Origin of the sequence: Actinoplanes sp. CA-030573 (assembly GCF_050951115.1) — a bacterium.
Lineage (GTDB): Bacteria > Actinomycetota > Actinomycetes > Mycobacteriales > Micromonosporaceae > Actinoplanes.
This window is the reverse complement of the sequence record NZ_CP192038.1, coordinates 4,066,876-4,088,566: the sequence shown is the minus strand read 5'-3', so window position 1 is coordinate 4,088,566 and position 21,691 is coordinate 4,066,876. Positions and strand designations below refer to the sequence as shown.

21 protein-coding genes are annotated in these 21,691 nt (G+C 73.0%); 12 read left to right on the top strand and 9 right to left on the bottom strand.

Annotated features, from left to right (window positions below; all coding sequences use genetic code 11):
- Positions 1–12 precede the first annotated feature (12 nt).
- Genes ACQP2F_RS18940 through ACQP2F_RS18915 form a run of 6 tightly spaced genes read left to right on the top strand, consistent with a single transcriptional unit; the run spans position 13 to position 8,015 of the window.
- Positions 13–1,416: a DUF6519 domain-containing protein gene (locus ACQP2F_RS18940; RefSeq protein ID WP_433305759.1), complete on the top strand. Its 1,404-nt coding sequence runs from the start codon at positions 13–15 to the stop codon at positions 1,414–1,416.
- Entirely contained in the window at positions 1,413–2,900 is a 1,488-nt protein-coding gene (locus ACQP2F_RS18935) for a DUF4157 domain-containing protein (RefSeq protein WP_433305757.1), read from the top strand. The genes ACQP2F_RS18940 and ACQP2F_RS18935 overlap by 4 nt, the downstream gene beginning before the upstream one ends.
- A 57-nt stretch (positions 2,901–2,957) precedes the next feature.
- Positions 2,958–4,481: a S1 family peptidase gene (locus ACQP2F_RS18930; protein WP_433305755.1), complete on the top strand. Its 1,524-nt coding sequence runs from the start codon at positions 2,958–2,960 to the stop codon at positions 4,479–4,481.
- A 17-nt stretch (positions 4,482–4,498) separates the two neighbouring features.
- Complete coding sequence (locus tag ACQP2F_RS18925) at positions 4,499–5,464, top strand: AAA family ATPase (protein ID WP_433305753.1); 966 nt, start codon at positions 4,499–4,501, stop codon at positions 5,462–5,464.
- Positions 5,461–6,420 (top strand): hypothetical protein, encoded by a 960-nt coding sequence (locus ACQP2F_RS18920; RefSeq protein WP_433305751.1) that lies wholly within the window; start codon positions 5,461–5,463, stop codon positions 6,418–6,420. Before ACQP2F_RS18925 ends, ACQP2F_RS18920 begins: the two co-directional genes overlap by 4 nt.
- Positions 6,417–8,015 (top strand): AAA family ATPase, encoded by a 1,599-nt coding sequence (locus ACQP2F_RS18915; protein ID WP_433305749.1) that lies wholly within the window; start codon positions 6,417–6,419, stop codon positions 8,013–8,015. The genes ACQP2F_RS18920 and ACQP2F_RS18915 overlap by 4 nt, the downstream gene beginning before the upstream one ends.
- Here ACQP2F_RS18915 and ACQP2F_RS18910 read toward each other — a convergent pair.
- From ACQP2F_RS18910 to ACQP2F_RS18900, 3 genes are all read right to left on the bottom strand, one after another.
- On the bottom strand, positions 8,012–8,506 hold the full coding sequence (locus ACQP2F_RS18910; protein ID WP_433305747.1) for a hypothetical protein: 495 nt from the start codon (positions 8,504–8,506) through the stop codon (positions 8,012–8,014). The two genes, ACQP2F_RS18915 and ACQP2F_RS18910, sit on opposite strands and share 4 nt — an antisense overlap.
- Positions 8,507–8,601: 95 nt before the next feature.
- Positions 8,602–8,928 carry a TraR/DksA family transcriptional regulator gene (locus tag ACQP2F_RS18905; RefSeq protein WP_433305745.1) on the bottom strand — a complete coding sequence of 109 codons (327 nt, stop codon included), beginning with the start codon at positions 8,926–8,928 and terminating at the stop codon, positions 8,602–8,604.
- 9 nt (positions 8,929–8,937) lie between these two features.
- Entirely contained in the window at positions 8,938–9,402 is a 465-nt protein-coding gene (locus ACQP2F_RS18900; protein WP_433305743.1) for an SRPBCC family protein, read from the bottom strand.
- Between the two features lie 72 nt (positions 9,403–9,474).
- Between ACQP2F_RS18900 and ACQP2F_RS18895 the strand changes: the two genes are divergently transcribed.
- From ACQP2F_RS18895 to ACQP2F_RS18885, 3 genes are all read left to right on the top strand, one after another.
- The gene (locus tag ACQP2F_RS18895) at positions 9,475–9,666 is read left to right on the top strand and encodes a hypothetical protein (RefSeq protein WP_433305741.1); all 192 of its coding nucleotides are present in this window, start codon (positions 9,475–9,477) and stop codon (positions 9,664–9,666) included.
- A gap of 35 nt (positions 9,667–9,701) precedes the next feature.
- Positions 9,702–10,763, top strand: a complete 1,062-nt coding sequence (locus tag ACQP2F_RS18890) for a LacI family DNA-binding transcriptional regulator (RefSeq protein ID WP_433305739.1) — start codon at positions 9,702–9,704, stop codon at positions 10,761–10,763.
- A gap of 587 nt (positions 10,764–11,350) precedes the next feature.
- The gene (locus tag ACQP2F_RS18885) at positions 11,351–12,724 is read left to right on the top strand and encodes a DUF4041 domain-containing protein (RefSeq protein ID WP_433305737.1); all 1,374 of its coding nucleotides are present in this window, start codon (positions 11,351–11,353) and stop codon (positions 12,722–12,724) included.
- 91 nt (positions 12,725–12,815) lie between these two features.
- Here the strand turns inward: ACQP2F_RS18885 and ACQP2F_RS18880 are convergent, their stop codons facing one another.
- The 4 genes from ACQP2F_RS18880 to ACQP2F_RS18865 are packed head-to-tail and all read right to left on the bottom strand — an operon-like array spanning position 12,816 to position 16,104.
- A complete protein-coding gene (locus tag ACQP2F_RS18880) occupies positions 12,816–13,742 on the bottom strand; it encodes an ABC transporter substrate-binding protein (RefSeq protein WP_433305735.1) in 927 nt (308 codons plus the stop codon).
- 12 nt (positions 13,743–13,754) lie between these two features.
- The gene (locus tag ACQP2F_RS18875) at positions 13,755–14,411 is read right to left on the bottom strand and encodes an ABC transporter permease (protein ID WP_433305733.1); all 657 of its coding nucleotides are present in this window, start codon (positions 14,409–14,411) and stop codon (positions 13,755–13,757) included.
- The gene (locus ACQP2F_RS18870; protein ID WP_433305731.1) at positions 14,408–15,067 is read right to left on the bottom strand and encodes an ABC transporter permease; all 660 of its coding nucleotides are present in this window, start codon (positions 15,065–15,067) and stop codon (positions 14,408–14,410) included. The genes ACQP2F_RS18875 and ACQP2F_RS18870 overlap by 4 nt, the downstream gene beginning before the upstream one ends.
- Entirely contained in the window at positions 15,064–16,104 is a 1,041-nt protein-coding gene (locus ACQP2F_RS18865) for an ABC transporter ATP-binding protein (RefSeq protein ID WP_433305729.1), read from the bottom strand. Before ACQP2F_RS18865 ends, ACQP2F_RS18870 begins: the two co-directional genes overlap by 4 nt.
- A 94-nt stretch (positions 16,105–16,198) precedes the next feature.
- Between ACQP2F_RS18865 and ACQP2F_RS18860 the strand changes: the two genes are divergently transcribed.
- Both ACQP2F_RS18860 and ACQP2F_RS18855 read left to right on the top strand, forming a co-directional pair.
- Complete coding sequence (locus tag ACQP2F_RS18860; protein WP_433305727.1) at positions 16,199–17,632, top strand: aromatic amino acid lyase; 1,434 nt, start codon at positions 16,199–16,201, stop codon at positions 17,630–17,632.
- A 40-nt stretch (positions 17,633–17,672) separates the two neighbouring features.
- Positions 17,673–19,109, top strand: coding sequence for a diguanylate cyclase domain-containing protein (locus tag ACQP2F_RS18855; protein WP_433305725.1), 1,437 nt, complete (start codon positions 17,673–17,675; stop codon positions 19,107–19,109).
- An 11-nt stretch (positions 19,110–19,120) separates the two neighbouring features.
- On the opposite strand, the gene ACQP2F_RS18850 is transcribed toward ACQP2F_RS18855, so the two are convergent.
- Complete coding sequence (locus ACQP2F_RS18850) at positions 19,121–19,624, bottom strand: cysteine dioxygenase (RefSeq protein WP_433305723.1); 504 nt, start codon at positions 19,622–19,624, stop codon at positions 19,121–19,123.
- Positions 19,621–20,514, bottom strand: coding sequence for an amidohydrolase family protein (locus ACQP2F_RS18845; RefSeq protein ID WP_433305721.1), 894 nt, complete (start codon positions 20,512–20,514; stop codon positions 19,621–19,623). Before ACQP2F_RS18845 ends, ACQP2F_RS18850 begins: the two co-directional genes overlap by 4 nt.
- A gap of 106 nt (positions 20,515–20,620) precedes the next feature.
- Here ACQP2F_RS18845 and ACQP2F_RS18840 point away from each other — a divergent pair, with 106 nt between their 5' ends.
- Positions 20,621–21,607, top strand: a complete 987-nt coding sequence (locus ACQP2F_RS18840; protein ID WP_433305719.1) for a LacI family DNA-binding transcriptional regulator — start codon at positions 20,621–20,623, stop codon at positions 21,605–21,607.
- The last annotated feature ends 84 nt before the right edge of the window (positions 21,608–21,691 follow it).

Sequence of the window (21,691 nt, the reverse complement as noted above, 5' to 3'; positions counted from 1 at the left end):
GGAAGGTGCGCCATGCACGGCGACTTCTCCCGCGTCTCCTACGACCCGGCGCGCTACTTCGCGTCCGTGGTCTACCAGCAGGGCCGGGTCGACCTCGACGCCGACCGCAACGAGAACAACGACCTGCTGCTGCACGCCGTCCGCACGCTCGCCGCCGACCTGCTCGGCCGGGCGGTCGCCCCGGCGCGGGCAGCCGGTTTCTACGTCACCACCAACGGCACCGGGCTGACCGTCGGGGTCGGGCCGGGCTCGTCGCCGGCGGTCGGCCGTTACTACGTCGACGGACTGCTCTGCGAGCACGAGCAGCACGAGTACGCGGACCAGCCGTACCCACCCGGCATCGACCTGCCGGGCCAGGCGCCGTACTGGGTGTACCTGACCGTGTGGGAGACGCTGGTGACCGGCGCCGAGCGGCTCGACCTGCGGGAGCCCGCCCTGGGCGAGCAGGCGTCCGAGACCGCCGCCCGCAGCCGGGTCGCCTGGCAGGTCGTCGCGGCCGAGAAGCTGGCCGGCAACACGCCTCCGGACGACCGGGAAGCGGCGCGCAAGCTGTTCGACAACTGGGCCGGCCAGCGGGCCGGCCTGTCCACCGGCGCCCTGCGCGCCGCCGTCGAGGAGCCCGACCCGGCCTCCGGCGACCCGTGCGCGATCCCGCCCACCTCCGGCTACCGCGGCCTGGAGAACCAGCTCTACCGGGTCGAGATCCGGCAGGGCGGCCGGGTCGGCCCGGCGAACGACGGCCCGGGCGGCGACGACGGCGAGCCCAGCGGCGTCACCTTCGTGTGGTCGCGGGAGAACGGCAGCGTCGTCACCCGGATCCGCAGCGCGCCCGGCGGCACCACGAACGACAGCGTGCTGGTCACCGTCGACTCCCTCGGCCGCGACCGGAAGCTGGCGTTCGAGGTCGGCGACATGGTCGAGTACGTGGACGCGGCGACCGAGGGCCGGCAGGCCGCCTACGCCGACGGCGACGTGGCCGACGACCTGTTGCAGGTCACCCACGTCGACCCGGCCGCGGCCGAGCTCACCCTGGAGGGGACGGTCGACCGCCCGCTGCGGACCGGCGGCCTCCTGCGCCGCTGGGACCACGAGCCCGAGCTCGAGGACGACGGCACGGTCCGCTACGGCGGCGCGCTGCCGGTGCCGAACCCGTCGTCGGGCAATCCGGCGTGGATCGGCCTCGAGCTCGGCCTGCGGGTGTCGTTCGCGAACGGCCGGTACCGCCCGGGCGACTACTGGCTCATCGAGGCCCGCACCGCGACCGGCGACATCACCTGGCCGCGCGACACCGGCCCGGTCGCGCTGCCGCCGCGCGGCGTGGCCTACCACCACGTCCCGCTGGCGGTGATCCTCCCCGGCACCCGCATCGGCCTGCGCCGGCTGGTGGCGCCGGTCGCCGCCACCGACGAGCCGTGACCTTCGCCCGTGCCGCGCCGGCCGCGGTTCCGGCCCGATCCGCGGCCGAGCCGCTGCGCCCCGCGGTCCGGGAACGGATGGGGCGGCGGTTCGGCTTCGACTTCAGCCAGGTGCGGATCCACGCGTCCCCGGCCGACGGCGACCTCGCGGCGGCGGCCGGCGCGCACGCCTTCACCGTCGGGCGCGACGTCTATCTCGGCCGGCCGGCGTCGTCCGCCGGGGACCAGCTGCTCTCCCACGAGCTCGCCCACGTCGTGCAGCAGGCGTACGGCTCGCGCCTGCCGGAGGCCCAGGCCGAGTCGCAGGCCGACGCGATGGCAACCGGGAAGGTGCGGCTCGCGCCCGGCGGCGGACCGGCCCTCGAGCGGATGCAGCGCCAGGCCGCGGGCTCGCCGCCCCGGCCGCTCCGGCTGATCGGCACCGGCTTCCGGCAGCCCACCCCGGCCCGGCAGCGGGAGCTCGACCAGCTCGGCCTCCGGCTGCCGGTCGCGCCGAAGCTGAGCGCCGTCCGCGACGATCCGCAGTTCGTCGACAACCTCGTCCGGAGCGTCGCCTACGGCGTCATGCTGGGCGGCTACGTGCTGGAGTGCGAGGGCCTGGACCGGCTGGTCTTCGTGCCCGAGCGCTACGTCGACTACACGTTCCGCCCGGCGCCACCGGCCGCGAACGTCGTCCACCCCAGCTACGACGCCGCGATGGCCGCGCTGGCCGCACCCGCGTTCCTGGCCGACGCGGCCGCCCAGCAGTCGAAGGAGCCGACGCTCGACCTGAGCGGGCCCGACCCCGCCTACGCGTACTACCAGGCGCCGGAGAACCTGCCGCTGGTCGTGCCGACCCGCTTCACCCGGCAGTCGGCGCCGCGGACCCTCGAGATCATGGGCGGCGCCCGGGTCGCGCTGTCCGACTTCGCGGTCGAGACGCTGAAGGCCGTCCAGATCCAGATCGCCGGCAGCATCGTCCTGCGCGGCGTCCTGCCGCTGGCCGCCCGGTTCGGCCGCTGGCTCGGCGGGCGGGGACCGGCGCCGGGCGGGGCCTCACCGGCCCGGTCCGGGCTGGGGCCGCCGCCGTCCGAGACGTCACCCCTGACGCCCGCCGCCCCGCCGCCCCCGTCGGCGCGTCCACGGCTGACCGTCGAGCAGATCCGCGCGATGCGGCAGAGCGGCGTCCGCGTCGTCACCTTCCGCAGCTTCGACCGCGACGTCGTCGCCAACCAGGTCATCCGGCCCACCGGCCGGACCAACCCGGCGGCGCCGCCGCACGTCTACTTCGGCGACGGCTACGAGGGCTTCAACTACGGCGACTACTACCTGATCGTCGAGCGCGACCAGCTCCCGTCGCTGCGCCCCAGCGAGTACTCGCCCGGCCAGTGGTCGACCCCGGACGAAATCCCGACCAACGTGGGCGGCTGGGCCACCAGGGCCGACGTCAGCGAGGCGCTCGGCAAGCCGTCCGGTCCTTCATCCGGAAGAGGACAACACCATTGACACCGGTCCGGCGGACGAACACTGTGGCCTGACCGGGACAGGGACCGGGAGGTGCACATGGGTCGCCTGGCATGGTCGTACGCGGAGGCCCTGGTTCGCGCGACCGCGCGCGTGGAGCGGCGGCGCGCCGGCCGCTGGGAGTACCACGGCACGGCCTTCTTCATCACCGGCACGTCGCTGCTGACCTGCGCGCACGTGGTTGCCGGCCACGGCGCCACCCGGGTCGTGTGGACCGGCGGCGAGGGGCCGGAGACCGACTCGGTGAGGATCGAGCTCCGCGTGCCCGACGCCGGGTCGCCGGACGACTACCCGCTGCCCGATGTGGCGTTGCTGAGCCTCACCGCGGCTCGCTACGACGGTCCTCTTCCCACCCTGCGGGCGGCGAATCCGAGCGACAACCTTCTGGCGTACGGCTACACCGACGAGTACCGCCGCGGCGAGGCGCTCGGACACACCAGCCGTTTCCGCTTCGCCGGGCCGGAAGAGGCTGGGCCGGCGGCGGCCGGCACGGGAACCCTGTTCCGGATCATCGGCGATCGCGTCCGCGGCGGGATGAGCGGCTCCCCCGTGCTCGACCTCGAGACCGGGCATGTCGTCGGGATGGTCAAGCGCACCCAGGACCGGGAAAAGGCACTCGGTGCCTTCTGCGTCCCCGCCGCGACGGCGCTGAAGCACGTGCCAGAGGCCGCCTCCGCCGCCGTGCCCGACCTCGTCGACCTCGCCCCGCAACTGTGGCGCGACCTGTACTGGGGTGCCGTCGCCCTGCTCGTCGACAGCGACGGCACCCGGCAGGCCCTGGCCCAGCGGCTCAAGCTCGACGACCGGCTGGCGGGCGACGCCGAGCGCCAGGCGCGGCAGATCGCCGCGGAGCTGTTCCGCCTGGACCTCGAAGGGCTGGCCGAGACGGCGCAGGGCCTTTTCGATGTCTTCCGCGACATGCGCGCCCGGCGCCTGTTCGACCTGGTGGCAACGTGCACCGACTTTCAGGACGACGCCTGGATCGCGGCCGACGTGGCGGCGGAGATCTCGGCGCAGGTCGCCATGGCGGCCGACCGTGCCGACGGGCCGGGGCGGGTGCTGGACATCCGGTCCGGGACCGACCTGCTGAACGCCTACCTGCGGCGGGCGAGCTCGGACCGGCCCTGGGACGAGCCGGTCGACTGCGGGCCTTACAGCCACGAGATCGATCCGGACACCGGCATACCCGTCGACACCAAACGCGACCTGCGCATGGGCATTGCGGCGAAGTTCCCGGACCTGTCGAGCCAGGGATTCGGGGACCCCGATCCGGCGCCCGACATCCTGCGGCGGTGGCAGGAGGAGTGGCACCCGATCCTGATGACCGTTCTCCGCAAGAAACGCACGGTCGCCCTCCTGCCGCGCCAGATGCCGCTCGATCCACGCCTGGTCGAGGCGCTGGCGCAGGAGTACCCCTTCGTGCTCCTCAACACGTCATCGGCCGCCGCCGGCGACGACGTCAAGGCCATGCCGGCGTATCAGGCCCTCGAGCCGGATGTCAAAGCCTCGGTCGCCATGTACGCCTGGCTCGTCTACCACCAGACCCAGCACGCGCTGTCGTGAGATCGGAGGGGGACACGATGAGCACCGGCTATCGACCGATCTTCGACCCCGACCGGACCGGCGTGGCCACCCGGACCCGGGTACCCCGGCACCGCGCCGACACCGTTCCGGAGAGCGGATACGTGTACGACGTCGAGGGACGGATCGCGTTCGCGGTGAACGTCGCCATCGTCACCGGCCGCCCGCTGCTCATCCGGGGAAAGCCCGGCACCGGGAAGACGTCGCTCGCCGCCGACGTGGCCGAACGGATGAACTGGCAGTACTACGAGCACGTCACCACGTCCCGGACCCGGGCCGCCGACCTGTTGTGGTCCTTCGACGCCGTCCGCCGGCTGAGCGACGCGAGCGGCGGCGGCGCCGGCGACCCGCTCGACTACGTCGTCCCCGGGCCGCTGTGGTGGGGGCTGGCGCCGGCCAAGGCGGCGTCGCGGGGACTGACGAGCGCACAGCTCGCCGAGCGGGGCCTCGATCCGGTTCCCGACCCGTCGCCCCGTACCGGGAAGGACGCGGTCGTGCTGATCGACGAGATCGACAAAGCCGATCCGGACGTGCCCAATGATCTGCTCCTTCCGCTCGGGGCTCTTCGTTTCCCGGTGACCGACGTCGGCGGACCGCCGCTGCCGGTCGATGCCGAACGATCCCCCCTGGTGATGATCACCACGAACGAGGAGCGGGACCTGGCCCCGGCGTTCCTGCGCCGCTGTGTGGTGCTGAGACTGCCGCACCCCCTCGACGACCGGCTGGCCTCGATCGCCGCCGCCCATTTCGGCGCCAAGGCCACCCCAGCGCTGATCAAGAAGGTGCTGAAGGCGTACCACGCCATCCGCGAGACCCGGGGCGAGAGCGGCCACGAGCCCAATCCCGCCGAGTTCCTCGACGCCGTCGCCGCCGCGATCAGCCTGCAGGTGAGGGACTCCGGCGGGCAGCGGTGGGATCAGCTCATGGAGTTCGCGCTGCGCAAGCCGCCGCTCGAGCCGGCATGAGCGCCCGCCGTCTCGCGGTCACCGGGTTACCGGACGTGGCGCGCGTCCTGCACGCGCTGGAGCCCGACGTGGACCGGATGGACCTGCTCGACGAGTTGCTCTTCGGCAACCGCGAGCCACCGGCGGTGCGCCCGTGGACCGGATCGCGCGCCGGCGCCCGGGCCGGGCCGGGCCGGCCGGAGGTGGCGGGCGCCGAGTCGGCCGGGACCGCCCGGCGTGCGGCGCCGCCGCCCGCGTCCGGCGAGACACCGGTCGCCATCGACGTGGAGCAGCTGCCCCGCCGGGCAACTGCGCGCGCGCCACGCCCCGGAGGCTCGCTGGCCGATCTCCTCCGGCCCGCGCCGCCGCCACCCCCGCCGCCGTCGTTGTTCCGCTCCGGTGCGGAGCCGGCCCTCGTCCGGGCGCTGGCCGCGATGCCGCTTCTGGTCGGCGAGATCGACGAGGCCCGGGCGGTGCGGCGTATCTCGAGAGGGCAGCCGTTGACCGTCATCCCCCGCCGGGTCGTGAACAGCACGGCCCGCGGCCTCCAGGTGCTCGCGGACACGGCGCCGGAGATGACCCCGTACCGCGGCGACGTGCTGCGCCTGCTGGCTCAGCTGCGCGCCATCATGCCCGGCGACCTGGTAGCCCAACGCTGGTTCGCCCGGCATCCCGGCGATCCGCAGGGCGTCACCGCCCCCGGCGAGCTGCTCGGACGCCCGTACCGGCGCCCGCCGCCCGGCACGCCGATCCTCGTGGTCACGCTCTTCGGCCGGGGCGCCGCCGACCCGGGCCTCATCGGCCGGTGGCGGCGGCTGGTGGACGACGCCCGCCGCGCCGGCAACCCGCTGACGTTTCTCTGCCCGGCCGAGGCGACCCCCGCTCGACGCCTCGGCGCGCCGGTGATCGGCTGGTCGACCGGCACCAGCGTACGGACGATCCGGCGCGCCATCCGGCCGGCCCGGGAGCGGACATGAACGGCGACCGCCTGACCCGGCTGACGGAGGAGGCGGCCGGCGTCGTCGCTCTCGCCCGGCCGCTGTCGCTGGCCGTGCGCATCGAGCCCCCGCTGTTGCGCGCCGTGCGAACGTCCGCTCGCCTCGGACCGGAGGCCGAGGCGGATCTGTGGCTCAGCAGCGTCGTAGCCTCGGCCGGGCCGTGGGGGCTGAGCCTGGATCCGGGGACGGCCGAGCTGCTGCGTCCCGGCCTGGCCGACCAGCCCGAGTTGCGGGAGAGAGCCTGGCGGCTGATCCGTTCGCATCACCGCGATGCGCCCTGGTCGCTACGGCTGGAGGAGCGCATCAACTACCTGAGCACGTTCGGGACCGACCGGCTCGACGAGATCGAGGAGCTGCTGGCCGCCGCCCTGGCCGAGCTGCGCGAGGTCAGCCGGAACGATCGCACCGCGACGACCGGCATCGCACGCTGGCTGGCCGCCGCCTGCACCCGATTGCCGGCCGTGGTCCGCGCGAGCCCGGCCGGCGCGGTCGCGGTCGTGGCGGCCGGCGCCCACCTCGACGGTCAGATCCGCGAACTGGACGCGGTGCCGCCGGAGAGCCGCGACTGGCTCGCCTGGCTGCTGGACTTCGTCCCCACCACGGACCTGTGGGTTCAGCGACGCTCCGGCTCCATCCACTTCGGCGCGCCGGGGCTGCACGCGATCCCGGTCTCGGTGCCGGCTACCCGTCCGGTCGTGGTGACCGTGGTCGACGGCAGGAACAGCATTCCGGTGCGCATCTACCCCGATGACGAGGTGGTGGTCCCGGTGCGGGAGAACGCCGTACGGCTGGAGTTGCTGGACGGACGCCGCATGCGCATCCAGATCCGCCCGCAACCACGGGCGCCCCTGTTCATTGACCGGGTCACCCAGCTGGAGCAGCTGCGCCGTGCGCTCGCGGACAGCTCTCGCCCCCACGTCGTGCTGGTCACCGGCGGACCGGGGACCGGCAAGACGGCCTTGCTGGCACAGTTCGCGCGCTCGTGCATCGCCGACGGCATCCTCGTGGCGAGCCTGGAGGTGCGGCGACGCGGCATCGAGAACGCGGCCGAGCTGGTCGGGCAGCTGCGGGAGGCCACCGAGGGGCGATCGGGTCAGGCATCCGCTTCCGAGGCCTTTGTCGCCTACGACGAGCTCAGCCGTGGTGTGCCCGGCACGTTCGTCAAAGAGGACCGCCTGGTCGATGCCTTCAACCGCGACATCGCGGCGTGGACCGTCCGCCATCCGATGGTGATGATCTTCGACGCTCTCGACGACGCGAGGGTGGATGCGCAGGTCGTCGTCCGTGAGTGGCTCACCCACATCGGACGCGTGGCGGGCCGTCTCCTGGTCGTGGCCGCAGCACGCGACGAGCTACTCGGCATCACCTTCGATCGGAGAGTCGCTCTCGGGACGATCTCGAAGGAAGACCTACTCGAGTACCTCGCGCGATCCTCGCCGGTGGCCGACCTGGACAGGGAGACCCTCGAAAGCATCATCGACTCGGCCAGCGAGGGTGGTCGCATGCAGCCGTCCCGGATCTCGGCCCTGATGGCCATACTCGAGAACGCCGGCGAGAGCCGTTCGGAGGCCTAACGGGACGGCGGGCCGTACAAGCGGTCGACCAGGGCCCGGAGATTCACACCCGCCGCGCCGCCGCCGAAAGCCACCTCGCCCGGCCCCTCGCCGTCGGACGAGGTCGCGCTGTACACCGCGGCCTGCACCGCGTGACCCTTCGTCTCCTCCTCCACGGCCTTGCGCTCGGCCGCGGCCGCGACGGCGGCGGCCTCCTTCGCCTCGGTGCGGGCCGCCTCGGCGTCGTCCTTGGCGATGGCGGCGTCCTGCCGGGCCGACGCCGCCTCGGCGCGATGCACCTCCTTGCCGAAGAGCCAGCCGACCGCGGTGAAGACGACCGCCTCGACGGCGCCGAAGACGTAGACGCGGCGTTGCCACGCTGCGTCGGTGCCGTCCGCGACCCACATCAGGTAAGCGGCCAGGCCGGCGAAGCCGAGCAGCAGCACCACGACCACCGCGTATTGCCAGAACCAGTGGTCGGTGCCGGAACCAGCGGATCCGGGAGTAGTCATGTCCATCATGGTGGCACCGCAGAAGGCGGTCGGGAGTCGGCTCGGTGACGGCTCAGGCCGCGCTCTTCGCCGGGCCCATCGGGCCGTCACCGCGTTCAGGCGCAGGTGATGCAGAGCCGCGCGAACGGCCGCACGGCCAGCCGCTCGGCGGCGATCGGCTGCCCGCAGCCTTCGCAGACGCCGTACGTGCCCGCGTCCACCCGCCGCAGCGCGTCGTCGACCTCGGCGATCCGATCCCGCGCGGCGGTCAGCAGCGCGGTCAGCTGGGCCCGCTCGAAGCCGATGGTGGCGCCCTCCGGGTCGTGCTCGTCGTCCGCGTTCGAGTCCCGCGACGCCGCGAACAGCGCCTCCAGGTCCCGCGCCAGCGTCGCCGCCTCGGCCTCCGCGCCCGCCCGCAGCCGCAGCAGCTCATCCCGGACCATCTTTGCAGCCTAAGCGCTTCCTTCGGCGGAGATGCGGACGAGCGTCGCGATGTGCGCGGCGCGCCGCTTCAGCAACCGCCGCAGGTACGGGGCGAGCAGCACCCGGGTCACCAGCGCGCCGAGTGGCCCGAGGGGTGCGTGGACGGTCATCCGGTCGGTCATCCTCGTGCGCCCGTCGCCGAGGTCCTCGAACCAGTGCTCGTGCCGCATCGCGCGGAACGGCCCGCGGACCTGCTCGTCGACGAAGCGGTGCGGCCGCTCGTACGCGGTGATGCGGCTGGTCATGCGCCAGCGCACCCCGAGGTGACGGGCGCGGAACGTCACCTCGTCGCCGAGGGCGAGCTGCCGGCGGCCGGTGCTCGTCGCCGCCGTCTCGCCGCTGCCGGCCAGCGACCCGGCATGGACGTCGACGTCGAGCTCCAGGTCGAACACCCGGCTCGGCTCGGCATCGACGAGTGACACGACCTCGATCATCAAGTCATCCTCGCATCCTTCTTGACCGGTACAGAAGCGAAGGTTACTGTACCGGTATAGAAGGAGGTAGTCATGAATCTTCCCATCGCTGTGATCATCGGAGTCGACCAGGTGCGCCGCCAGTTCGCCGATGCCGCGCCCGACGCGCCGGCCCGGCCCGAGGTGGAGCGCGTGCCCCGCGTCCATCGCGTACGGGCCGCCCTGGCCCGCGGTCTGATCCGCCTCGCCCGCTCGATCGCGCCGCGCGAACCGGCCCGCGCCTGACGGCCGCCGGCGCGGGGCGGAGCTATGGTGACGCGGTGGCGGCACGCGTGACACTGCAGACCATCGCCGATCGGGTGGGCGTGAGCCGGATGACCGTGTCCAACGCGTTCTCCAAGCCCGACCAGCTCTCCGCCCCGCTGCGCGAGCGCATCCTGGCCGCCGCGCATGAGCTCGGCTACGTCGGGCCCGACCCGGCCGCGCGCGCCTTGGCCAAGGGCACCACCGGCGCGGTCGGCGTGATGTTCACCCACTCGCTGCGCTTCGCCTTCACCGACCTGGTGGCCACCGGCTTCCTCGGCGCCATCGCCGAGGAGCTGGCGCCCACCGGGCTGTCGCTCACGCTGCTGACGTCCGCCGACGACGGCGACATCGTCCCCGCCCGCGACGTCGCCATGGACGGCGCGCTGCTCTACTCGTGCGACTGGACCTCGCGCGCCGTCGACTTCCTGCACCGGCGGCGCCTGCCGCTGGTCTACGTCGACCAGGACCCGGCCGACGACATCCCGAGCGTCAACGTCGACGACCGCGGCGGCGCCCGGGCCGCCGCCCGCCACCTGCTCGACCTGGGCCACCGGCGCATCGGCCTGCTGGTGTCGGGGACGCACGGCCCGTACGGCTTGCTCGACGACCCCGGAATCCTGGAGGGACACGCGTCCCGCCAGCGCCTGCTCGGCTGGCTCGACGAGCTGACTCCCGCGGGCGCCGACCTGCTCACGGCCCGCCAGGACGGCACCGGCCTGGAGCAGGCCCGCTGGGGCGCCCGGCTGCTGCTCGACCGCCCCGACCGGCCGACCGCCGTGCTGTGCTTCTCGGACGCGGTCGCCTACGGCGCCCTGCAGGTGGCCGCCGAGCTGGGCATCGACGTCCCCGGCGAGCTGTCGGTGGTCGGCTTCGACGACAACCCGCTGGCGGCACAGGTACGCCCGGCGCTGACCACGGTCCGGCAGGACATCGCGGCCAAGGGCCGCGCCGCGGCGGCCGCCCTGACCGCCGCCATCGAGCGCGCCAGGACCGGCGCCGAGGCCCCCGCCGAGCACGTCGTCCTGCCCACCGAGCTGGTGGTCCGCGACAGCAGCGGCCCGGTACCGCGCATGTGAGACGGCCGATCAGCCGGGTCAGTTCCTCGACCACGCTGGGCAGCGTCGTAGCGGAGCGTGAAGCGCTTGGCGCCACAAGGCGGTGCGCGGACGTGGCGCCCGGCCGCGGCTCAGCGCGCGCCGACCGCTCCCGGGTGGACACGCCCGGCCGGATCACGCGCAACCCAACCGGTACTCGTGACATCGGCCCACCGAAGCCACCTCCTAAGTAGACGGATGAGCCCAAGTCGGCAATGCGCGCCGCGCCGCTGAATGATCAGCGTCGCTCCCGATCCGGGTCGTAACTCACCTGTACCACCGACGCAAGTCGACCGAATGCACGATGAGAACCGCCTTCGGGCGTTGATACGGTCAGTCTCCGTTCGATCACTGAGAGATGACCTGTGGCCTACCGATTCAACGCCCCACCGAACTGGCCCACACCCCCTCCCGGATGGATGCCTCCGGAGGGATGGACGCCTGACCCGGCTTGGGGTGCCGCTCCCGCCGGGTGGCAATTCTGGGTGCAGGACTCACCCGCCCCGCCGGCCGTGCCTTCGCCTGCGCCGCCACCGATGGCCGGCGGGACGGTCCCGACGGCGGTTGACGTGAGCCCGCCACCGGCAAAGGCTCAGCCCGAGTCCTCTTCGGTTGATTCGAGCATCGGGTTCTTCGGCGCGCGAGGGAAAGCGCGGGAGCTCGCCGGCGAGGTCGAACGCCTGACGTCGGAGTTGAACGGCTTGCGGGCCGACATGAAACGGCTCGGCGTGTTGTCCGCTATCGAACTCGAGCAGTACCGGGAACAGACGCGCAAGCAGACCGCCGAGGAAACGGCACACAGCAAGACGCAGCTCGCCGAGCAGATTGCCGAGGCACAAGCCCGATTGGATGGGCTGGCCCGGCAGGAGTCGGCGGCGAACGCACGGTTGACTGAGGTGCGGCAGCAGATCGTCGTCACGGAGGAGACTGCGCTGCTGCAGGAGGTCGGCGTCTACCGGTACCAACATCCCTTGTCCGATGCGCTGGCCTACCAGGCTGCTCTCGCGAGCCTGCAAGACCAGATCAAGGCCGCGGTGAAGGCCGACGGCGGAGCGGTCCAGGCGGCGAAGGGATGGACGGTAAACGGGTCCGAAGCGCAGGGCCGCACCATGGTCCGGGATTTCTCGAAACTGATGCTGCGCGCCTACAACGCGGAGGCCGACAACCTCGTCCGCGGGATGAAGCCCTTCAAGCTGGACTCCGCCGTGGAACGACTGGGAAAGGTCGCGACCACCATCGCCCGGCTCGGGAGGACGATGGACATCCGGATCACCGACTCATACCACCGGTTGCGGATTCGGGAGTTGCAGCTAACCGCCGACTACGTGCAGAAGGTAGCGGAGGAGAAGGAACGCGAACGTGAGGAGAAGGCACGACTTCGGGAAGACCGCAAAGTTCAGCAGGAAATCGAGCGGGAACGGGCACGACTTGACAAGGAACGCGCTCACTACCTGAATGCGCTGACCGCCTTGCAGGCCAAGGGCGACGTCCAGGGTGCCGGCCAGTTGGAAGAACGCCTCGCTCAAATCGACACGGCAATCCGAGACGTCGACTACCGGGCGGCGAATATCCGCGCCGGCTACGTCTACGTCATCTCCAACATCGGCGCGTTCGGAGAGTCCATGATCAAGGTAGGGTTGACCCGACGCCTGGATCCCATGGATCGCGTCCGGGAGCTGAGCGACGCATCGGTCCCCTTCAATTTTGATGTGCACGCGCTGTTCTTCTCCGACGACGCGGTCGGGATAGAAGCCGCGATGCACGCCCGTCTGGCGGACAAGCGCGTCAACCGGGTCAACCAGCGTCGCGAGTTCTTCTACGCGACCCCGGCAGAGGCCAAGACGCTGCTGGCCGAGCTCGCGGGAAACCTCCTGCAGAACGAGGAGGTACCCGAGGCTCTGGAGTTTCGGCAGTCGCGGGAGGCACGCTCAGCAGCAGCCTGACGCCACGGCCGGCTGATCTTCTCGTCCGACGAGGAGGCCGCCCGTCGGTGGCGATGCCACTTGCCGTGACGGGCGGCCCCGAGAAGCAGCGTCAGACCAGGCCGTTTTCGGTCAGGAACGCCTTGGCCACAGCCGCGGTGTCCTGCTTGTCGACCTGCACCTTGGCCAGGTACGTGGTGAGGTTCTCGGTGGTCAGCTTGGCCGACACCGCGTTGAGCGCCCCGCTCACCGTCGGGTTGCTGGCCTGGCTGCGGATCAGCGGCAGCACGTTCTCGGCCAGGTAGAGGTTGCGCGGGTCGCCCAGCACGACCAGCTTGTTGGTGGCGATCGCCGAGTCGGTGGAGAAGATGTTGCCGACGTCGATGTTGCCCTTGAGCAGCGCGTTCAGGGTCAGCGGGCCGCCGGCGTCGAGCGGCTTGAAGGTCTTGAACTTCACCCCGTACAGCGACTCGAGGCCCTTGAGGCCCTGGTAGCGCTCCTGCCATTCGGGGCCGGCGCCGATCGTCAGCTTCCCGGCCACCGGCTTGAGGTCGTCGATCGTCTTCAGGTTGTACTTGGTGGCCGTGGCCTGGGTGACGGTCAGCGTGTCCTTGTCCTCGGCGGCCGACTGGTCGAGCACCTCGGTGCCGGCCGGCAGCACCTTCTTGAGCGCCGCCAGCACGTCCTCGGGGGTGCTCACGCCCTGCGGCGCGCCGCCCTTGCTCAGCGCCGAGAGCAGGGCGCCGTTGTACTCGGGCAGCAGGTCGATCGAGCCGTCCTGCAGCGCCTTCAGGTAGAGCTCGCGGGCGCCGATGTTGAACTGGCGCTTGACCTGGACCTGCTTGGCCTCCAGCGCCTGGGCGTAGATCTCGGCCAGCAGCTCGCTCTCGGCGAAGTTGGCCGAGCCGACGGTCACCGTGGACGGCGAGTTGCTGCTTCCGCCACCGGAGTTGCCGAGCGGGTCGTTGTTGGCGCCGCAGGCGGCCAGGGCCAGGGTAAGGGTGGCGGCAACGGCGCCGGCCCAACGCGTACGCAACATGGAATTGCCTTTCTATTTGGGGAGAAGGCCCGGGGACACGACCCGGCGCTGCACCAGCGCCAGGACGAGGTCGAGCACGACGGCCAGCACCGCGACGACGATGGCGCCGGCCAGCACACGGGAGTAGTCGTTGACGGCCAGGCCGTCGATCAGTAGGCGGCCGAGCCCGTTGAGGCCGACCGCCGCGGCCACCGTCGCGGTCGCCACCACTTGCAGGGCGGCGCTGCGGACGCCGCTCATCAGCACCGGCAGCGCCATCGGCAGCTCCACCTTGGTCAGCACCTGCCAGGGCCGCATGCCCACGCCCTTGGCCGCGTCGACGACCCGGTGGTCGAGGTTGCGCACCCCGGCGTAGGCGGAGGTCAGGATCGGCGGGATGACCAGCACGGTGAGCGCGATGAGCACCGGGGTGAGGCCGAGCCCGAGCAGCGTGACCATCAGCATGAGCAGGCCGAGCGTCGGCAGCGACCGGCCCGCGTTGCCGGCGTTGATGGCCAGGAACGAGCCGCGGCCGGTGTGGCCGATCCAAAGCCCGATCGGCAGGGCGATGGCGGTGCCGATGAGCAGCGCCAGCGCCACGTACCAGAGGTGGGAGAGGATCAGCTGCGGGATGCTGCCGTCGGTGGTCAGGCTCCAGTGCGCCGGGTCGAAGAGGTACGAGAGGTTCACGCCGCACCCCGTCCGCTCGCCTGGAAGCGGGTCCACGGCGTGACGGCCCGCTGGATGAGCACGATCGTCAGGTCGGCCACCGCCGCGAGCAGCACCGACAGGATGATGCCGACCAGGATCGGCTCCACGTAGAACAGCTGGAACCCGCGGGTGAAGAGCTGGCCGAGGCCGCCGATGCCGATCAGCGCGCCGACGCTCACTAGGCTGATGTTCGCCACCGTGGCCACCCGCAGCCCGGCCAGGATGACCGGCAACGCGACCGGGAGCTCGACGTCGACCAGCCGCCGCAGCCGCCGGTAGCCCATCGCGGTGGCCGACTGCACCACCAGGCGATCGACCGAGCGAAGACCATCGGCGACCGTACGCGCGAGCAGCGCCACGGTGTAGATGGTGAGTGCCACGACGATGTTCAGCGGCGACAGGATCTTGGTACCGAGGATCACCGGCAGGAAGACGAAGAGAGCCAGCGACGGGATCGAGTACAGCACGCCGCACGTGTTGACCAGCGGGTGGTACAGCCGGGGAAAGCGCACGCCCAGATAGCCGATCGGCAGCGCCAGGACGAAGCCGATGACCACCGGGATCAGCGCCAGCGCCACGTGCTGCTTCAGCGCCGCGAGCACGGTCTCCCAGTTGTTGGCCAGATAGGTCGTCATGCGGTGGGCTCCGCCGCCCGCTGCCCGCGCCGCGCGGTCAGGAAGTCGGCCAGGTCGTGGTGGGTCACGATGCCGTCGGCCTTGCCGTCCGCGCCGACCCGCACCGCGATGCCGACCGGCGAGCTGATCGCCAGGTCGGTCACCATCCGCAGCGAGTCGGCGGTGGTGAAGACGCCCCCGGTGCCGGCCACCCCGGCCGCCGACCGCCAGCCGACCGGGCGGCCCGCCTCGTCGAGCACCAGGTCGGGCCCGGCGTCGGCCACCGGCCGTACCGGAAGGTCCGCCGCCGAGTCGAAGGAGAGGCTGCGCAGGCCCCGGTCGCGCCCCACGAACTCGGCCACGAAGTCGTCGACCGGGTGCTCGAGCAGCTCCTGCGGGGTGCCGACCTGGGCCAGCACGCCGCCCTGCCGGAAGATGGCGACGACGTCGCCGAGCTTGATCGCCTCGTCGATGTCGTGGGTGACCATCGCGATCGTCTTGCCCAGGTCCTGCTGCAGCCGCAGGAACTCGCGGTGCAGGCCCTCGCGCACCACCGGGTCGACGGCGCTGAACGGCTCGTCCATCAGCATGACCGGCGGGTCGGCGGCCAGCGCCCGGGCCACGCCGACCCGCTGCTGCTGGCCGCCGGAGAGCTGGGCCGGATAGCGGCTCGCCAGGCCGGCGTCGAGGCCGACCCGCTCGAGCACGGCGAGCGCGTCGGCGCGGGCCTGCCGGCGGGTGCGGCCCAGCAGCATCGGCACGGTCGCCACGTTGTCGAGCACGGTGCGGTGCGGGAAGAGGCCGGCGTGCTGGATGACGTAGCCGATGCCGCGGCGCAGCAACGCCTCGTCCTGGCCGGCCACGTCCTGACCGTCGATCAGCACGCGGCCCGAGGTCGGGTGGACCATCCGGTTGATCATGCGCAGCGACGTCGTCTTGCCGCAGCCCGACGGTCCGACCAGGACCGTCGTCTTGCCGGTCGGCAGCTCGAGCGACAGGTGGTCGACCGCGGTGCTGCCGCCGGGATAGATCTTCACGACCTCGTCGAAGGTGATCATGTCTCCCCATGCGGCTTGATGAATACGGCTATTCATACTTCCGGGGTAGTGAATAGGATGTCAACGGGTCGGTGCGAAAACAGGTGGAGCGACGATGGGCGCAGAGGTCCGGCTCGACGGGCAGACACTCACGGTCGCGGCCCTGGTCGCCATCGCCTCCGGGCACGCCGAGGTCACCGTCGACCCGGCCGCGCTGGCCCTGGTCGATCGGCGGCACGCGCTGCTGCTGGCGGCCCGGGCGCACGGTGCCGTCTACGGCGCCAACACGGGCGTGGGCGCCAACCGTAACGAGCGGTCCGACGCGGTCGATCATGGCCTGCGACTGTTACGAAGCCATTGCGCGGCGGTCGGTCCGGTCGAGGACGACCAGACGGCGCGGGCGGCCATGGCCACCCGGCTCAACCAGATCCTGGCCGGCGGGTCGGGCATCTCGCGGCGGGTGGCGCAGGCGCTGGCCGAGGCGTTGTACGCGGGGGCGGTCCCGACCCTGCACTCGTGGGGCGCGATCGGCACCGGCGATCTGGCCGCGCTCGCCGAGCTGGGGCTGACGCTGGCCGGCGAGCGGCCCTGGCGATCGGGGCGCGGGCCGGTCACCACCATCGACGCCACCGACGCGCTGCCGATGATCAGCTCGAGCGCGGTCACGGTCGCGACGGCGGCGCTCGCCCTGCACCGGGTCCAGGAACAACTGCGGGCTTCGACGGTGGTCGGCGCGCTGACCTTTCTCGCGCTGCGGGGCAACCCGGAGGCGTACGACGAGCAGGTGCACGCCGCCCGCGGCCACCCGTGCCAGGCGGCGGTCGCCACGGCGCTGCGGGCCATGGTCGGCGGCTGCCCGGCCCCGGCCCGCATCCAGGACCCGTTCGGGCTGCGGGTGGTGCCCCAGGTGACGGCGCCGGCCCTGCACGCGGCCCGGGAGCTCGACGAGGTGCTCGCCGCCGAGCTGAACGCGGCCGCCGAGAACCCGCTCGTGACGGCCGGAGGCGTACGCCATCATGGGCAGTTCCACACCGCGACGATGGCCACCCATCTCGACGCCGTCCGCGGTTCGTTCCTGCCGGTCCTGTCGCTCTCGGCGGCCCGGCTCGGCCTGCTCATGCGTCCCGACCTCACCGGCTTGCGGGCGTTCCTCGCGGCCGGCCCGTCCGGCAGCTCCGGCCTCATGATCAGCGAGTACGTCGTGCAGGACCTGCTCACCGAGATCCGGGTCGGCATGCAGCCGGTCGCGGCGGGCACGCTGAGCATCTCGCTGGGGCTCGAGGAGCACGCCAGCTTCGCGACCCAGGGCGCCCGGTCGCTGCGCACGATGACCCAGCTCGCCCCGGCCCTGCTGGCGGCCGAGCTGGTGGCCGCCGTCCGGGCGCTGCGGATGGCCCCCGGCCGGCTGGCGGACGGCCCGGCCCGCAAGGCGTTCGACCTGGCCGCCGCGGCCCTGGACGCCGACGAGGAGGACCGGCCGCTGGGCGAGGACCTGGCCCGCGCCGCGGCGCTGCTGCCGGCCCTGAGCGCGTTGCCGGACCTGGGGTGAGCCACCTCAGAACTTCCGGCGACCGGCCGAAGACATGGTCATGAGTCCCCGCGTCTCCTGGCTGCGACGACTGGCGCCGCCGAGGCAGCTGGGCGGCCGGATCCGCTGGCTGTTCCTGATCTTCGCGACCTTCAACGTGGCCGGCAGCGTGCCTCGCACGCTGCACGGCACGGCATCGACGCCCGTGCGGATCGCCGCCGTGGCCGCCGCCGTCCTGCTCGCCTGGTGGTGGCTGCGCGGCTACCGGCGCATGGCGTTCCCGGTGGCGGCCATCCCGCTGGAGGGTCTGGCGATCGCCGCCATCGGCTGCGGCAGCCGGGACTGGGTGTTCAGCACCGGACTGCTCTTCGCGACCGTGTCGTTCCGGGGCCTGTTCGGCACCTGGCGGCACGTGCTGGCGGTGACGCTGGTCGCCTTCGCCGGCTCGCTCGGCGCGGTCGCGCTGACCGACTCCGCCGATGTCACCGCCTTTCTCCAGCAGGCGCCCGGGGTGCCGCCGCTGGCCCTGTTCACCGCCGTGGTGGCCAGGACCACCCGCCGCCAGGAGGAGGGCGCCGCCCGGGAACGGGTCTTCGCCCGCCTCGGCACCACCCTGCTGACCTCCGGCGACGCCGAGACGATCTGCCGGCACTCGGCCGAGGCCGCCCACGAGCTGCTCGGCGACGTGCCCGGCGGCTGGTCCGCGGTCACGCTGGCCGGCCCGGAGGGCGACGTGGTGACGACCGGCGCCGGCAACGTGCCGGTCGAGCTGCTGGGCGCGACCGCCGGCGAGGCGGGTGTGATCGCCGGGGCGCTGCAGACCATCCCGCTCTCGACCGAGAAGCGCCGGTACGGTGCCCTGGTCGTCGGCGGCACGCGCGAGCTGCCCGTGGACGTACGGCCGTCGCTCGAGGCGCTGGCCGCGCAGACCGCCCTCGGCCTGGTCAACGTGGAGTACGCGGCCACGCTGCACCACCAGGCGTTCCACGACCACCTGACCGGTCTGGCGAACCGGGCGCAGCTGCGGTCCCGGCTCGAGGAGGCGCTGCTGCGGGCCCGGCGGGGCAGCCACGTCGCCGTGATGCTCATCGACCTCGACGGCTTCAAACAGGTCAACGACACGTACGGCCACGCGGCCGGCGACCAGCTGCTGGTGACCGTGGCTCAGCGCCTGCGCGACGGTGTGCGCGGGGCGGACACCGCCGCCCGGCTCGGTGGCGACGAGTTCGCCGTGCTGCTCGACGGCATGGACGCGCCGGAGGACGCGGTCACCGTCGCCGAACGGCTGCTGGTGGCCTTGCAGGAGCCACTCACCGTGGGCGGCGCCGAGATCCGGCCCGGCGGCAGCATCGGCGTCGCGATCTGGCGTGGCCACGCCGACATCGACGCCCTGCTGCACCAGGCGGACACCGCGATGTACGCGGCGAAGTCGGCCGGCAAGGGCCGCGTGGCGCACGCGACGGCGGACGGGGCCGTGCACATGCTGACCGCAGCCTGAGCCGGCGGGCCTCAGCCGGCCGGCGGGCGCAGCTCGTCGGCGTAGCTGACCGCCCGGCGGCGCAGCACCCCGCTCGGGCTGATCGAGTACTGGCCCATCCGCCACAGCGGCGGCGAGTAGGCATGCAGGGAGACCGAGCGGTCGACGGCGCCGGACATGCGGTGGATGTGGTCGGGGCCGAAGGCGAACGCCCGGCCGGCCGGAACCACCCTGATCACCGGCTCGCCGCCGATGCGGGGCGTGGCCTCGCGCACCGCGCCGCGGGTCACGGCGACGGCGCCGGAGGAGATGTCGTGGTCGTGCCAGCCGGTGTCGTCCATGACGTTCCAGCACAGCACCCACACGTCGATGTCGCTGTCGCGATGGAGCGACGCGTAGTGCCGCCCGCCGGTGTCGTGCCGCACCAGCGGCGCCCACAGGCCGGTGCGGGCGGCGAGCTCGCGCACCCACGCCCGCAGCTCGGCCGGCCGCAGCACCCGGCCGGGCAGCGCGGGCAGGGTCTCGACCATGGTCATCGCCATTCTCCGGTCAGGCGGCGCGGGTTGGCGGTGAACATCGCGTGCCGGAAGGCGTCGCCGAGGGCGGGGTCGGCCGGTTCCGCGTACGGCCGGTCGGAGCCGTGCACGATCGGGTCGACGCCGACCACCCGGACCATCGCGTCGATCGCCCGGGTGCCGTACGACGAGGTCTCGTAGAAGACGTGCGGGTCGATCCGGCCGAGCGAGCCGCCCCGGGCCGCCAGCCGCTCATGGTGCAGCGGCGCGAGCCCGGCCAGCGCCACGAACGCGATCCGCAGCCGCGGATGCTGCCGGCCGCCTTCGACGTGCCAGGCCGCCCACGCCCGGTGCAGCTGCGACACGTACGGCACGAGGGCCGGCCACCACCCGGGCAGGCCCGGATCGCCCGCCGGCGCCGGGCCGGGATGCACGAGGACGGGCTTGCCGGCGCTCTCCGCCGCGGCCAGCAACGGCCCGACGCGGGTCACGGCCGACGGGTCGCCGAGCGCGGTCGCGGGCAGTTGCAGGCCGGCCACCCGCTCGTCGCGCAGCACCTTGGCCACTCCGTCCGGGTCGATCTCGGTGACCGCGGCCGCGGCCCACACCCGGAACGGCTCGCCCAGCTCCAGCGCGCTCTCGTGCCAGACGTCGATGAGCTCGGCGCCCTCGTGCGCGGGCAGGTGCTCGATGCCGAGCGGGCTGGAGAGCGAGACCAGCACCCGCTCGCGGCCCTCGGCGAGCTCGGCCAGGCGGCGGCGCTCGACGTCGTGGGCGGCCGGATCGACCTCGTACGGCGGCTCGCCGGCCAGGTGCAGCGTCCAACCGCGCAGGTAGGGGAACGTCCGGCGGCGGCGCAGGGCGTCGAGGACACGTACCGGCCACAGGTGCTGGTGACAGTCGACGACCATCGCCGCTCCAAAGGGGGAAGCGCTTCACAGGATGCATCGAGTGAAGCGCTTCCGGGTCGGGTCGTGCAAGCCGTTCTCACCATCCGGAGACTGTTACCCTCGGGTCGTGCCCGGTCAGGAGCGACGCCGCACGCTGCAGGACCTGGCGGACGCGGCCGGGTTGTCGCTGGCCGCCACCTCCTACGCGCTGCGCGGCGTCCGCGGGTCACCGGCCACCATCAGCCGGGTGCGCGAGCTGGCCGCCGAGCTGGGTTACACGGTCGACCCGATCGCGCGGGCGCTGGCCAGCGGGCGTACCGGATCGGTCGGCGTGAGCGGCTCGCTGCGCGACCTGTGGCAGCAGGACTTCTCGGTGCTGCTCACCCGCGCGCTGCGGCGCCGCGGCCGGTACGCGACCATCGCCGACGCCGACGCCGACCCGGAGCAGGAGCGGCTGATCGTCGAGCAGTTCGCCGCCCAGCGCGTCGACGGCGCCCTGGTCTCCCCGGTCGACCCGACCGCCGCCTACTGGCGGCTGCTCGGCCCCGAGGTGGCGGTCGTCGCGATCGGCGACGCCCTGACCGCCCGGCCCGGTTCGGGTTGCGTGCTGTTCGACAACCGGTACGGCGTGGAGACCGCCCTGGCCCACCTCGCCGGGCTCGGCCACCGCCGGGTCGGCCTGCTCGCCCCCGCGCTGCCGTCCACCCCCGGCCGCCCGGCCCAGGTGCTGGCGGCCGAGGTCGCCGCCCGCCTCGGCATCGAGCCGGCCGAGGTGGCCGCGCCGGCCGCCACCGCCGAGGCGGTCGAGGTGGCGGCCGCGCTGCTGGCCGCGCCCGAGCGCCCGACCGCGGTGTTCTGCCTGAGCGACTCGCTCGCGTTCGCCGTCTACCGGGCCGCGCGCGAGGCCGGCCTGCGCGTGCCGGACGACCTGTCGGTGGTCGGCTACGACGACCACCAGCTGGCCGCCCTCGTCGACCCGGGCCTGACCACCATGGCCTGGGACGAGGACGCCATGGTCGAGGCGGCGGTCGACCAGCTGGAGCGGCCCGCCCCGGACGCCCCACCGTTCCGCCCCGAGCTCGTCGTCCGCGGCTCGACCAGCCCGCCGCCCTGAGAAGGACCCGGCCCGCTCACCGGCCGGCGCCCGAACCGCCCCGCCGCCGACGAGCGGTCCCGGCCGCCGCCCGAGCCCACTGAG

Coding starts and splice junctions, on each gene's coding strand:
- ACQP2F_RS18855 (WP_433305725.1), top strand. CDS start 17,673: ATGAGTCCCCGCGTCTCCTGGCTGCGACGACTGGCGCCGCCGAGGCAG.
- ACQP2F_RS18920 (WP_433305751.1), top strand. CDS start 5,461: ATGAGCGCCCGCCGTCTCGCGGTCACCGGGTTACCGGACGTGGCGCGC.
- ACQP2F_RS18915 (WP_433305749.1), top strand. CDS start 6,417: ATGAACGGCGACCGCCTGACCCGGCTGACGGAGGAGGCGGCCGGCGTC.
- ACQP2F_RS18910 (WP_433305747.1), bottom strand. CDS start 8,506: ATGACTACTCCCGGATCCGCTGGTTCCGGCACCGACCACTGGTTCTGG.
- ACQP2F_RS18845 (WP_433305721.1), bottom strand. CDS start 20,514: ATGGTCGTCGACTGTCACCAGCACCTGTGGCCGGTACGTGTCCTCGAC.
- ACQP2F_RS18870 (WP_433305731.1), bottom strand. CDS start 15,067: ATGACGACCTATCTGGCCAACAACTGGGAGACCGTGCTCGCGGCGCTG.
- ACQP2F_RS18850 (WP_433305723.1), bottom strand. CDS start 19,624: ATGACCATGGTCGAGACCCTGCCCGCGCTGCCCGGCCGGGTGCTGCGG.
- ACQP2F_RS18925 (WP_433305753.1), top strand. CDS start 4,499: ATGAGCACCGGCTATCGACCGATCTTCGACCCCGACCGGACCGGCGTG.
- ACQP2F_RS18860 (WP_433305727.1), top strand. CDS start 16,199: ATGGGCGCAGAGGTCCGGCTCGACGGGCAGACACTCACGGTCGCGGCC.
- ACQP2F_RS18880 (WP_433305735.1), bottom strand. CDS start 13,742: ATGTTGCGTACGCGTTGGGCCGGCGCCGTTGCCGCCACCCTTACCCTG.
- ACQP2F_RS18865 (WP_433305729.1), bottom strand. CDS start 16,104: ATGATCACCTTCGACGAGGTCGTGAAGATCTATCCCGGCGGCAGCACC.
- ACQP2F_RS18940 (WP_433305759.1), top strand. CDS start 13: ATGCACGGCGACTTCTCCCGCGTCTCCTACGACCCGGCGCGCTACTTC.
- ACQP2F_RS18895 (WP_433305741.1), top strand. CDS start 9,475: ATGAATCTTCCCATCGCTGTGATCATCGGAGTCGACCAGGTGCGCCGC.
- ACQP2F_RS18905 (WP_433305745.1), bottom strand. CDS start 8,928: ATGGTCCGGGATGAGCTGCTGCGGCTGCGGGCGGGCGCGGAGGCCGAG.
- ACQP2F_RS18930 (WP_433305755.1), top strand. CDS start 2,958: ATGGGTCGCCTGGCATGGTCGTACGCGGAGGCCCTGGTTCGCGCGACC.
- ACQP2F_RS18900 (WP_433305743.1), bottom strand. CDS start 9,402: ATGATCGAGGTCGTGTCACTCGTCGATGCCGAGCCGAGCCGGGTGTTC.